The following is a 13,210-nucleotide window of genomic DNA, read 5'->3' as shown; positions in this document are numbered from 1 at the left end:
CATCAGCCCCTCGATAAAACCCTACAAACACGTGACTCTTCGGAGATATAACAAATGTCTGATACCAAACGTAATACCATAGGCAAGTTCGGCTTGCTGTCCTTAACTTTTGCCGCCGTATTCAGTTTCAATAACGTCATTAATAACAACATTGAGATCGGCCTGGCATCGGCACCAATGTTCTTCTTAGCGACTATCTTTTACTTCATCCCTTTCTGTTTAATCATCGCTGAGTTCGTCTCTCTCAACAAAGATTCAGAAGCTGGGGTATACGCATGGGTCAAAAGCTCACTCGGTGGACGCTGGGCATTTATCTCAGCCTACACTTACTGGTTCGTAAACCTATTTTTCTTCACTTCGTTGCTACCACGCGTTATTGCTTACGCTTCTTATGCCTTCCTCGGCTATGAGTATATTCTGACGCCGTTCGCAACGACCGCATTAAGTATGATTCTATTTGCCTTTGCGACATACGTTTCGACAAACGGCGCTAAAATGCTTGGGCCTATCACCTCAGTAACCTCATCGCTAATGCTACTACTGACTATCTCTTACATCTTACTGTCAGGTGCTGCACTTGTCGGTGGTGTTGAGCCTGCAGACCCAATCACTGTTGAAGCGATGATCCCTGATTTCAGCTGGGCATTCCTTGGTATTACTACCTGGATCTTTATGGCAGCAGGCGGTGCTGAATCGGTAGCGGTTTACGTAAACGACGTAAAAGGTGGCTCTAAATCTTTCGTTAAAGTCATCATCATTGCCGGTATCTTTATCGGTGCACTGTACTCTGTTGCTTCGGTACTAATTAACGTGTTTGTCTCTAGCTCAGAGCTAAAGTACACCGGTGGTTCAGTGCAGGTATTTGAAGGTTTAGCGAGCTTCTTTGGTCTGCCAGAAATTCTGATGAACCGTTTCGTCGGTCTGGTTTCGTTCACTGCAATGTTTGGCTCTCTACTAATGTGGACTGCGACGCCTGTTAAGATCTTCTTCTCTGAAATTCCTGAAGGTATCTTTGGTAAGAAGACCGTTGAACTAAATGAAAATGGCGTTCCGGCTCGCGCAGCCTGGGTTCAGTACGCGATTGTTTTCCCACTGATGATCATCCCTACTCTGGGCTCTAATACCGCTCAGGACCTAATGAACACTGTGATCAACATGACTGCTGCAGCTTCTATGCTACCGCCTCTGTTCATCATGCTGGCTTACCTGAACCTGCGCCTGAAACTGGATCATCTGGAGCGTGATTTCAAAATGGGCTCACGCATGACAGGTATCGCTGTGGTGTCGATTCTGATTGCTATCTTTACCGTTGGCTTCCTGGCATCAACCTTCCCTACGGGTGCAGACATCATGACGATTATTTTCTACAACGTTGGTGGCATTGTGATCTTCCTTGGCTTCGCTTGGTGGAAGTACAGCCAATACGAAAAGTCACTTGATGACGAAGAGCGCGTAAAAGAAGCCGCTCCTGCAGTAGCGCTTAAATAAACTCTACTAACTACCCTTTGGGCACCCTGGCGGTGCCCTTTTTTGTTTTCTACTGTCCCCCAACAGCGACCTCAACGAACAGAAAACCGTCTTCTCGGATCATTTATTCATCGCAAGGCAAGATATAGTGTTCAGTAGGTGAGCGGCCGCCACTTGTCTCTTTCTGTCATGTAAACAATAGGGTTAATCACAATGACTAAATTAGATTCCATTGCGCCAGTGCTATTTCTGGTGATGTGGAGCAGTGGCGCAGTGATCGTCAAATTCGGCTTGCAGTATTCCACGCACTGGAGCTTTCTGGCCCTGCGTGCTGTTATTTCTCTTGTCTGTATTTCACTGGTTTTACTCATCGCAAAACGCTTCACTAAAATGACATTTACAACGGTCACTAAAACAGAGTTAAAGCCTGTATTAGTGGCAGGGCTAATGCTTCAGATTCTCTACCTCGCTTTCTACATTTCAGCGATTGGCAGCGGAATGTCGCCCGGATTGGTGACGTTAGTGCTGGGCATCCAACCTTTGATCACGCCACTTCTGTGTCGACAAAGAACAGATAGAGCCCAAACCTTACTATTACTGATAGGGTTCGCTGGTCTGTGTATCGCCATCGCAGGAGGCCAGAGTCTTCAGCAGATTGGCTGGTCAGGGTTAATGTTTGCTGTATTGGCGTTATTTGCTCTGACACTCGGCACCATCAAGCAAGCCAAGGTTTCACTCAATTCCATTCAGGCAATGTGGTTCCAGTGCCTGTTAGCAACTTCTGTCTTCACTCTACTGAGTCTGGCACAGGGGTGGCATGTTGAATGGAACGGTAAGTTGATATTCTCGGTACTGTGGATGAGTATTGTCGGCTCAGTCGGAGCCGTATTGCTGCTGATGTATATGGTCAAAAGAGACAGTTCAGATAAAGTCAGCGTGCTGTTTTATGCGGTCCCAATGCTGACCTATCTGTTCGACCACTTACTGTTTGGCACCACGCTCACGGCTGTCACGCTTGTAGGAATGGTCATCGTTGCCTGCAGCATAGTGTTATATCGACGCCAGACATCGGTTATTCGTGAGTACGATAACTCTTCGGTGGCAAGCCAAAATAGCCGTTAAAGCTCCGGGTAAACGAAGAAGGGTTACTAAACCCAACCTCCTCGGCAATTCTGCTGACTGGCATGTCCGTGTTGGTCAGCAGAGTGCGCGCTTTTTCCATACGCAATTTAGTCAGGTACTTAAGTGGCGTGAGTTGGACATCTTTACTAAACAGGTACTTAAACTGAGTGGAACTTAAGCAAGCGACCTTAGCCAGCTCTTCTATGGTGTAGTTAGCGGCAATATCCTGATTAATGTACTGGACGACCTTTTTGATTCGACTATCTATTTTTCCCACCGAACACTGACGAGACAGTAGCTCAAACAACAGTGTGAGCATACTCTCTTCAAGCTCAGCTTCGACATTCTGCTCAAGCTGTTTTTCGATGAAACTGACATACTGATGAGTCGCTTCATCAAGCGACAGGATAGGATAATCAAGTGTAAGCAAAGCCGAAGGTAGTTGTTCAACATCGATAACCAGAAAGCGGAAGTCCTCACGAGCACGAAATTCGTGGTAACAGCCAGACAGGATCACCACGCAGTCACCATATGAAACGCTGGCCGCCTCTCCATCTAATGTGAGATCGATATAGCCTCGGGTAGGTAGTAACACCTGATGGTGACTATGGCTATGACCATTTGAGCTGCGACTATAAGATCTGAGTGTAATTTTACTACTCAAGGTTTCATCCTGAATCCAATTTCTGCTGTGGAATCACTTTAGCACACCATCAACTAAATCGATCACTTCGCTATTTTCTCACCAGATAAGAAAATTCATATCCACACAAAGTGTGTGATTATATAATCGACAATTCCGCTTATTCTGCTCACACTCTCATGTCGAATTCAGCAAATTCTATCGATAAACGTATGAACATCGTCGCCCTGACCTGGCCTTTGTTCGTCGAAATCCTGCTAAGGACAGCTCTTAATACCAGTGATGTATTCATGCTAAGTGGGTACTCAGATAAGGCCGTCTCTGCGGTTGGTGTTATCTCTCAGTTGTCGTTCTTTTTGATCATCGTATCATCGATGGTCAGCAGCGGAACCGGGATTTTAATCGCACAATACAACGGCTCTAATCGACATCAGGAATCCGCTTATGTTGGCGTGGCAAGTATCGCACTATCGGCGCTGGTTGGTATTTCATTAAGCCTGTTTGCCGTCATCGGTGCCTACTACTTTTTACCCCTTTACGGACTTGAAGCTCAAGTTGAGCAATACGCAGAGGAGTATCTGGTCATCAGCGGAGCGATGACCTTTAACATTACTCTCGGCATTGTACTGACTACGATTTTGCGTAGTAATGGCTATTCTCGCTCGCCAATGGTCATCAACCTGATCAGCGGGGTTATTAATATTGTTGGTAACTATATCGCTCTGTATCAACCTTTCGGTCTGCCTGTCTACGGTGTTGAAGGCGTCGCGATTGCAACGGTATTCAGTCAGGTTATCGGCACGCTCATTTTAGCTATAGTGGTCATGCGCAGTGACATTTCTCTCCCGTTCGGGGAATTTCGCAAAATCCCAAAGATCATCTATTCACGAATAGTCAAAATTGGTGTGATGAATGCCGGTGAAGTCCTGTCTTACAACATGGCGCAGATTTGTATTACCTTCTTTATTGTTCAGATGGGTACCGCTTCGTTAGCTGCGTTTACTTACGCACAAAACATTGCCCGTTTGTCATTTGCTTTTGCATTGGCCCTTGGTCAGGGCAGTCAAATACAAGCGGGTTACTATATTGGCCGTGGCTGGATCGATTCTATCCTTAAGCTGGTCCAGCGCTATTTTGTGATTGGCTTTGTTGTTTCGACCATAGTGACTATTGCGATCTATTTACTACGCAACAGCATCATTCCGCTGTTTACCACTGACGCAAAAATAGCGGCGCTAACTGCCAGCCTGATCGCAGGGTCTATTATCTTAGAAGCTGGGCGAGTGTTTAATCTGATATTTATCTCGGCACTCAAAGCGGCTGGCGATATTAAGTTTCCGGTGCAAATGGGCATTCTCAGCATGTGGGGACTGGGAGTAGCAATGAGTTACCTGTTTGGTGTTCATTGGGGCTTTGGTGTCTTTGGCGCCTGGATGGCGATTGCTCTCGATGAGTGGTTCCGCGGTTTGATCATGGCAAGACGTTGGCGCTCTAAAGTCTGGACTCGCTTCACCTTGAGTTAAGTTAAAGGGCGCACAGTGCGCCCTTAACTATTTATATCGCCTCAATGCTAAGCAGTAAGCAAGCTTCTGGGTCAAGAATAGGCAGACTGAGACCAACAGTGGCTAACCACTCACCTTTGAGTGTAATTTCTCCTTCATGCCACCAGCTTTCACTCTCTTTCATCAACTGAGCACTGGTTTGGGGATAATCCACCAAGCGAACTTGGTAACTCTTTTGTGAATCAAGATGTTCAATGATTAACGGTTCCGGCAGAGCATAGTCTGGCATTGCTTTCTGACATACTGTCATCAGGGTTTGCTGAGCTTTTGTCACCCCATAGGCCAAACGGGTCTGGTCACTGCTGTCGAGGTAAAAGCTGTCGCCGCTATGCAGCAACTGTCGGTACTTTTTATGCAGTGCAATATACTTGGCAAAAGCCTGCTTCTCTTGTTCACTCTCTTTAACCGGGTCAAGCTCAACCCCCATATGACCATTGAGAGCCGTCAAACCGCGTAGGTTAATATCATGACTGCGCCTCGTGGTATGGCTGTGGGACGGACCGATATGCGCCCCCATCACCTCGGGTGGAAAAAAGATACCCATGTGCTTTTGGATAGTTTGCCGTTCAAGAGCATCGTTGCAGTCGGATGTCCAGAAACGACAGGTTCGTTTAAGAATCTCATAATCCATCCGACCACCACCTGAGCTACACGACTCAATTTCAACATCAGGATGAGCGAAAACCAGCTGGTCAATAAGTCGATACAGAGCTTTGGTCTGGCCATGTACTGCTCCACTCCCCTGATGAGTCGCCTGAACCAGCTCGCGGTTCATATCCCACTTAACATAGCCAATATTATGCTCACTGAGGAGGGTATTCAGACAGTTAAATAAGTACTGATAACAGTCGCTATTTTGCAGATTCAGAACATATTGATAGCGCCCGGTCGGCTGCTGATATCCCTCGGCTCCAAGCAACCAGTCTGGATGTCGGCGAAACAGGTCAGAATCTGGGTTAACCATCTCTGGCTCCACCCAAATGCCAAACTCCATTCCCAAAGAGTTAACATGTTCAATTACTGGATCCAGACCATTGGGGTACTTGCTCGCATCCAATATCCAGTCTCCCAATGAAGACTTGTCATTGTTACGGCCTTTAAACCAGCCATCGTCAATGATGAAACGTTCTACGCCCATCTGAGCTGCCTGAGTCGCCATCTGGCAGATGTAATCAGGGTCATGGTCGAAATAAATCCCTTCCCACGTGTTTAGGTGGACAGGGCGCAGCTTGTGACTATCAAAAGGTAAAATCTGCTGTCGAACGTAGCTATGGTTTGCTTTGCGAATACCATTGATACCTTTTGGACTATAGGTAGCCAAAAGCTCTGGAGTGGTGTAACTCTGCCCTTGTTTAAGAATCACTTCCCCGGGAATAAGCCACTCACCTGCCTGCAGTAATCGACGGCCGTCACTTTTAACATCTGCGCGCCAATGATGATTACCACTCCATGCTAAATGAAATCCCCACACTTCACCGACTTGATCAGAAAACCCTACTGTACCCAGCAGGCAACCGGGAAAGTATTCATGAGAAGTGCGACCTCGACGGTTTTCCACCAGCCAGGAACCGTGGTTAATGGTCTGGCGCTGAGACTGAAACTCCCGACTCCAGCGACCATGATAACTTTCCAACTCCGAAGCCCGGAATGGTAGCGGAAGTGTCAGTGCCAGTTTGTTTAAGGTGTACTCCTGTTGGCTGAGGTTGCTCAGGGTCATCTGTTTACTCAACACCCCTGTATTATCGAGCTTAAGGCAGATTGTTAAGACAAGTTGGGCCAACTCATCCTGACAAACAATCTCAACCTCATTACCAGATTGAGTGTGACTGAGATAATCAAGTCGAGGCATACTCGCCAGACCATTGCGATGCCCTTCAATCGCCGAAGAGCCAAAACTGCCCCGCCCTAACTCAGGGCAAAGAGTTAAAGGAACATCATGATCCAAACGCGCCTGAGGCACCGCACGTAACTGGCTTTGTGCCAGAGACTCAAACTGCTGTTGCTCTAAACGAGCAAGAGACTTCCCCCAGTAGAGCACTTCTGGAGCCGGACTAAGTTTGATCACCAGTGACACATTATCACTGTGTAGCTGTACGAACTGATTCATCAAGCGCTCCTTAAATGGCAAAGCTTAGTGTGAGCTGATAGCGATAACGCTTTTCAAGTAACTGGTACTGCTGATGGACACTTGGCGTCCATGAATCATCACCACCAACCCCCATATGGAAACCATCCAGGCGGACATAAATGCAATCTTGCTTAACCAGTTCATTGGTGTGTCTGGCTGTAGCCAGATTCTCCTGACTAAACTCACTGACCGCAAAATGGAAATTGCCTCGTACAGAGAGTTCTCCCACCTGCACCTGGCTAACATCACAACGTAAGCCATTCTCTGACGGGAAGATGTAGTCGGTATGCATCTGCTCGACAGAAGAGTGATAACGGCCAAAATGGGCGGAAAGCTTTCTGTCAGGATAGTTCTCATGCGGACCACGACCAAACCAAATCACAGGTTGCTGATGTTCACTCACACCATGGTCATACAGCACAAGCTCCATACCTATCCTTGGCAATGGGGGAAGCCCATTAGCCAACTCGACATCGACATCTATCGAAACATCACCACTTTGCGAAATCTGATAGCGCCAGGTAGAAAGTATTAAAACTTTACCCGCTTGCAAATAGGTCGCTTTAGCCACAACCTGCACACCAGCTCTGTTTTCACTCCATTCAAAATCAATCGATTGACGCTCAAGAGACGCCAAGCCAATAGCCTGCCAGCGAGCGAACCAAGAGTTAGGGTCAAGTCGATCCGCTTCGCTAGTACCAATATCATTGTCTAACGGGGCACGATAGAAGTTATCAAAAACCGGCTGCATCAGTTTTTCGTTGTCGTTTACTTTCCAACTGCAGAGAGCACCGAGCTGCTTATCGAACTCAATAGCAAAAAGATCACTGTAGACCAAAAGCTTTTCAGGACTATCAGAGACATTAGCCTGCCAGGCTGGATTGGCGTCTGGTAGCACTAACTGAGCGTCGACCGATAATTCAAGCTGTTCACTAGCCGTGATATGTCCAGCCTCCGCCCATGGTGTTGCCTGGTTAAGCACTACATCAAGATTAAGGTGATAACGAGCGCCTGCTTTATGGCGTGCAACGCTGTTTTCCAGCACCAGCTCAACGCTTTGCTGACAGTCAATCACCAGCTCAATCTGACCACAATCAACCACAACCCCATCCTCTAACACTTGCCATTGAAGTGTTTCTCCTAATGAAGAGGTAAATAGTTTTTCGCTGCTAATACGTAGGGTAAGCGGTGTCTGATCGATTAGATTAAACTGATAAAACTGCTGTGCTTTCTTCACTTCGAACAGAGTCGGATGAAGGGTTCGATCCGGGAAAATAAGGCCATTGATACAGAACTGGCGGTCATTAATTTCATCACCAAAGTCACCTCCGTATGCCCAGTATTGATTGCCCTGCTTATCAACCTTAGTCAAACCCTGATCGACCCAATCCCAGATAAAGCCCCCTTGCAGGCGAGGATGATCGCGAAATGCCTGCCAGTAATGACTGAAACTGCCTAAGCTGTTGCCCATCGCATGAGCGTATTCACACAGAATCAAAGGCCGTTGTTCGTCAGGTAAGGCGATGGACTTTTTGATTCCTACTCGCGGTGTCACATCTGGCTGGTGAGCAACAACAGGTAGGTCCCAGTCCACACGGGCATACATAGGGCAGATAATATCTGTCGCGGCGGTCATTGCCCCGCCCCCTTCGTACTGTACTGGTCGTGACGGATCACGCTGCTTAACCCATTGATACATAGCATGATGGTTGTTGCCGATGCCAGACTCATTACCTAACGACCAGATAATCACTGATGGGTGGTTCTTGTCACGCTCAACTAAACGCGTCATGCGCCGCATATAGGCATTGAGCCACTCACTATCGTCAGATAAGCGGCACATAGGAAACTGACCGTGAGTCTCGATATTGGCTTCATCGACTAAATAGAGGCCATACTCATCACACAGTTGGTACCACAACGGATGGTTAGGGTAATGAGCGGTGCGCACTGCATTGAAGTTGTTTTGTTTAAGCAGCTTGATGTCGCGAAGCATATCTTCACGCGTCATCACATGACCTAATTCGGGATGGTGCTCATGGCGGTTCACACCACGAATCAACACCGACTGCCCGTTGACCTTGAGCTGCCCCTGACTGATCTCAACCTGCCTAAAGCCAACGTCATAGCTTTCGCAGTCTACTAACTTACCCAGCTCATCCAACAAACTAATCACCACTCGATACAGGGTCGGTGATTCTGCGCTCCATAACTGTGGGGCATTGATATTTAAGCTATGGTTGACCTTGTCACACCATGGGCCTTTTTCGTCGACAAACTCGACTCCAGCACAGGCTTCCTGAGTAATGACTAACTGCTGTTGAGCATCGTAGAGACTTACTCTAACCACATGCGGTAGATTCTTTTTTGACAAGGTCGTAGTGACCTTCAGTCTGGCATCGCGATAGCTATCATCCAGCTCAGTCACTACCTCGACATCTTTAATGTGAATGGCAGGTTTACTCAGTAAAGTTACGTCACGAAAGATACCGCTAAGCCACCACATGTCCTGATCTTCGAGGTAGGAGCCATCACTCCACCTCAACACCATCACGGTAATTTGGTTGTCACCATCTACAAGCAAGTGTGTTAAATCAAACTCTGCCGCTAGTCTTGAGTCTTGCGAGTATCCGACCCAATGGCCGTTACACCACAAATGAAAGGCACTATTCACCCCGTCAAACGTAATGGTGGTTTGCGCGTCACTGGCTGAAAAATCAAAATGGCAGCGATAAATGCTGGTGGGATTGTGCTGTGGCACTAAAGGGGGCGTGTCAGCAAACGGATATTTCACATTGGTATATATAGGTTTATCAAAACCTTGCAGCTGCCAGTTTCCCGGCACCGTTATTTCACTCCATCCACTATGATCAAAACTCTTCTCAACACACTCAGCCGGCACATCTTCCGGCCTTTCGAACAGCTCAAAGTGCCAACAACCATTGAGGCTAAGCTGCTTCTCCGATTGAGACTTAGTTAACGCGTTCTGTTCGCTTGAATAAGCATGAAGAGGAGCGTGCGCGGGTAAAACATTATGGTGAACCACATGCTGGTTCTCCCATTCTCGCGCCGCTATGATTTGGCTAAAAGTTCTCATCACAGCACCCTAAAGATAAGAGAAAAGAGAGCGCACCCACTTGGCAAGGCAGCGCTCTGAAGGTAATACCACCCAACATAGAGTGGTTCCATCCTCTACTTGCTACTAACCAGTAAATAGGGAACGTCAGTAGCAAGTAAGGGAAGGTTTATTGCTGAATTACTTAAACGTACGCTGACGTACTTTTTCTAGTTTTTTCAGAATCTTGTCGATACGTTCAGGTTTAACCATAAACTCCTGGAAACCCTTCATACCTTCTTTAGCCATCGCTGGATCGGTATCGCGATCGTAGAACTGAGCTGTCCCCTGAGCGTCAGCAAGCATCTGAACACCTTTGTTGAGGAACTCATCATCCGCTGCTTTAGCTTTGTTGTTGGTCGGGATTTGTAGGATAGATTCATTGATCAATTGCTGAATTTCAGCCTGTGCGACAAACTCTAAGAACTTACGTGCGTCCTCTTTGTTCTTCGCTTTGGTCGGGATATGAATAGTATCCATTGGCGCATCTTCTGCTAAAGGAACTGAAGCATCGATAATTGGGAATTGGAAGAAACCCATTTTCCCGTCCATGTTGTCCGGGAAGTTTGGTGTAATGAAGTTACCGATCAGGTACATCGCAGCCTGGCCGTTGTATAGGAATGGCTGCGCTTCTTGCCACGAGTAAGAGGCGTGATTTTCTAGGAAGTAGCCCGGCTCGACCAACTCGGCCCAGTTAGCAAAAGTTTTCTTCACACGCTCATCAGTGTAAGGGATCTTGCCGTCCATAAGGTCAATGTGGAAATCAAGACCGTTAGTACGCAAGTTGATGTAATCGAACCAGCCAGCTGCTGTCCATAAGTACTTAGTACCGATAGCAAAAGGAGCAACATTGTTCTGTTTCAGCGTTGCTGAGGCGGCTTTCAGCTCCTCCCAAGTTTTAGGTTCTGCAATGCCATACTGCTCGAAAATATCTTTACGGTAGTAAACACCCCACTGGTAATAGGTGTAAGGCACACCGTATTGCTTGCCGTTAACCGTCATTGCAGGAGCTGCAGCCGCAAAGTCCTGCTTCATATTTTTATCAGCCCAGATATCGCTTACATCTTCAAACAGGCCACGATCCACAAAGGTTTTCATACGGTTACCCGCATACCAGAACACCACATCTGGTGGTGAAGTCACCAACCAGTTACGAATCGTGGTTTTGTAGGCTTCTTTATCATACAGGTTGTACTCAACCTTGATGTCTGGATTTGCTGCTTCAAAGCGTTTAACAATCTCTTGCCAGGCGGCTTTGGGTGCAGGGTCAGCCTGATCTGAGTTAATCACCAGAGTTCCGGCCCAAGCGGTGGTCGAGAGTGTTGCCCCAAGAACTGCAGAGGCAGCAAGATGTTTCACGTATTTCATATTCAGGTCCTTGTTTGTGAGCAGATGCTCATGGGTCCAATAGTTATATTTATTAACGACATAAAAGAGCTGACCAATCAGAGAAGAGTGACTGGCCAGCTGTGAAAACTAACCTTTGGTCGCACCAAGAGTTAAACCAGCGATAAAGTGACGCTGCATAGTAAAGAACAGCACCACGGGAGGAATTGCAGCAACAATGGCGCCAGCAGAGATAAACTGCCACGATGCTAGCCACTGACCTTTAAGTGAACTTAAGCCTGCGGTAACAGGTCGCACTTCGTCGCTTTGTACCAGCACCAGTGCCCAGAAGTAATCATTCCAGATAAAGGTAAATACCAGCACAGCCAATGCCGCCAGAGCAGGACGAACCAATGGCAGGACAACATGCCAGAATATTTTCCACTCGCTGACCCCTTCTACTCGCGCCGCCTCTATTAATGCATCCGGAATACCGACAATAAAGTTGCGCATAAACAGGGTGCAGAAACCGGCTTGGAAGGCGATGTGGAACAGAATCAATGCCCAGTGAGTATCGTAAAGGCCAAAGCTAATGGTCAGGTCACGAACTGGGATCATCAGGATTTGGAAAGGCACAAAGTTACCGGCGATAAACATCGCAAAGATCCAGATATTGGCTTTGAACTTATACTTAGCCAATGCGAAACCAGCCAAGGTAGACAGAGCAACCGCACCCGCTACCGCAGGTAGAGTGATCAATAAACTGTTAAACAGATACTGGCCCATCGACGTTGAGGTAAATACCTGAGTGTAGTTCTCGACCAACTGGAACTCACTTGGCCATCCCCAGTAGTTACCAGTATTGATGTCTTCGATGCCACGAATTGAGGTCATCATCACTGCGATAAGAGGCAATAGCCACATCACTATCGCAATAGGTAGCGCAACACGGTAGCTGATATTGGCAAAGCGTCCCGCTTTTTGAATCGGTTGTGGGTACATTATTTTTCACTCCTCAACATACGCCATAAGAAGTAAGCGATATACACATCCATGATGAGGAACAACACAACAGAAACAGATGCGCCATATCCCATGCGATAGTTGAAGATCGACTCTTCATACATTTGGTATGCCAGTACTGTCGAACTGCCCCACGGACCACCAGCGGTCATAGTGGCGACTAAGTCAAATGAGCGCAGCGCGCCAATGACAGTCACGACAATAGCAATAAAGGTAGCTGGACGAAGTTGAGGGATAACCACATACCAAAGCATGCACCATTTCTTCGCTCCATCAAGACGAGCTGCTTCAATTTGTTCTGGGTCGAGGTTGTTTAAACCTGTCAGATACAAAATCATGCAATAGGAAATTTGTGGCCACAGGCCTGCTGCGATAATGCCGTAGGTGACATAATCTTCATCAGCGAGAATTGAAACAGGTTCTATGCCAAACGCGCCAAGCACCATATTGAACAGACCAAATGACGGATCATAGAACCAGGCAAACACCAAACCAACGACCACTTGCGAAATAACAAATGGGAAAAAGAACAAGGATTTAACTACGCGAATCCCTTTTACCTGTTGATTAAGGAACAGTGCAATTGCCAAGCCGATAGGTGGCGCCAGCATAAAAAACAGCAGCCACAAAGTATTGTTCTTTAGCGAGGTATAAAACGCTTCAGAGTCAAACAACTCACGGTAGTTATCTAAGCCAACCCAAACTTTGTCACCCAGACCATCCCACTCATAGAAGCTAAGCCAGATACTGTCTAAAATTGGATAGATAACGTAAATGGCGAAAATAGCCATTGCCGGGGCTAAAAACAGCCATGGTGAGAGCTT

Annotated in this window: 9 protein-coding genes; 3 read left to right on the top strand and 6 right to left on the bottom strand. The window is 47.1% G+C overall.

Annotated elements, in window-relative coordinates:
- Window positions 1-54: 54 nt before the first annotated feature.
- A complete protein-coding gene (locus RH46_RS02615; RefSeq protein WP_006877852.1) occupies window positions 55-1,488 on the top strand; it encodes an amino acid permease in 1,434 nt (477 codons plus the stop codon).
- 192 nt (window positions 1,489-1,680) lie between these two features.
- Window positions 1,681-2,589: a DMT family transporter gene (locus RH46_RS02610; RefSeq protein WP_006877851.1), complete on the top strand. Its 909-nt coding sequence runs from the start codon at window positions 1,681-1,683 to the stop codon at window positions 2,587-2,589.
- On the opposite strand, the gene RH46_RS02605 is transcribed toward RH46_RS02610, so the two are convergent.
- Complete coding sequence (locus RH46_RS02605; protein WP_138922146.1) at window positions 2,540-3,253, bottom strand: helix-turn-helix domain-containing protein; 714 nt, start codon at window positions 3,251-3,253, stop codon at window positions 2,540-2,542. The genes RH46_RS02610 and RH46_RS02605 overlap by 50 nt on opposite strands.
- Before the next feature lie 158 nt (window positions 3,254-3,411).
- Between RH46_RS02605 and RH46_RS02600 the strand changes: the two genes are divergently transcribed.
- Window positions 3,412-4,755 carry an MATE family efflux transporter gene (locus RH46_RS02600; RefSeq protein ID WP_040894933.1) on the top strand — a complete coding sequence of 448 codons (1,344 nt, stop codon included), beginning with the start codon at window positions 3,412-3,414 and terminating at the stop codon, window positions 4,753-4,755.
- A 31-nt stretch (window positions 4,756-4,786) separates the two neighbouring features.
- On the opposite strand, the gene RH46_RS02595 is transcribed toward RH46_RS02600, so the two are convergent.
- The 5 genes from RH46_RS02595 to RH46_RS02575 form a co-directional block, all read right to left on the bottom strand.
- On the bottom strand, window positions 4,787-6,901 hold the full coding sequence (locus tag RH46_RS02595; RefSeq protein WP_006877848.1) for an alpha-galactosidase: 2,115 nt from the start codon (window positions 6,899-6,901) through the stop codon (window positions 4,787-4,789).
- A gap of 10 nt (window positions 6,902-6,911) precedes the next feature.
- Window positions 6,912-10,019, bottom strand: a complete 3,108-nt coding sequence (locus RH46_RS02590) for a beta-galactosidase (RefSeq protein WP_006877847.1) — start codon at window positions 10,017-10,019, stop codon at window positions 6,912-6,914.
- Between the two features lie 159 nt (window positions 10,020-10,178).
- Window positions 10,179-11,405, bottom strand: a complete 1,227-nt coding sequence (locus RH46_RS02585; RefSeq protein ID WP_006877846.1) for an ABC transporter substrate-binding protein — start codon at window positions 11,403-11,405, stop codon at window positions 10,179-10,181.
- 108 nt (window positions 11,406-11,513) lie between these two features.
- A complete protein-coding gene (locus tag RH46_RS02580; protein ID WP_006877844.1) occupies window positions 11,514-12,365 on the bottom strand; it encodes a carbohydrate ABC transporter permease in 852 nt (283 codons plus the stop codon).
- Window positions 12,365-13,177 (bottom strand): carbohydrate ABC transporter permease, encoded by an 813-nt coding sequence (locus tag RH46_RS02575; protein WP_420895497.1) that lies wholly within the window; start codon window positions 13,175-13,177, stop codon window positions 12,365-12,367. The genes RH46_RS02580 and RH46_RS02575 overlap by 1 nt, the downstream gene beginning before the upstream one ends.
- Between the last annotated feature and the right edge of the window lie 33 nt (window positions 13,178-13,210).

The organism is Vibrio brasiliensis LMG 20546, assembly GCF_000189255.1.
GTDB lineage: Bacteria > Pseudomonadota > Gammaproteobacteria > Enterobacterales > Vibrionaceae > Vibrio > Vibrio brasiliensis.
The sequence above is the reverse complement of the archived record's forward strand: the minus strand, read 5'-3'. Positions and strand labels throughout refer to the sequence as shown.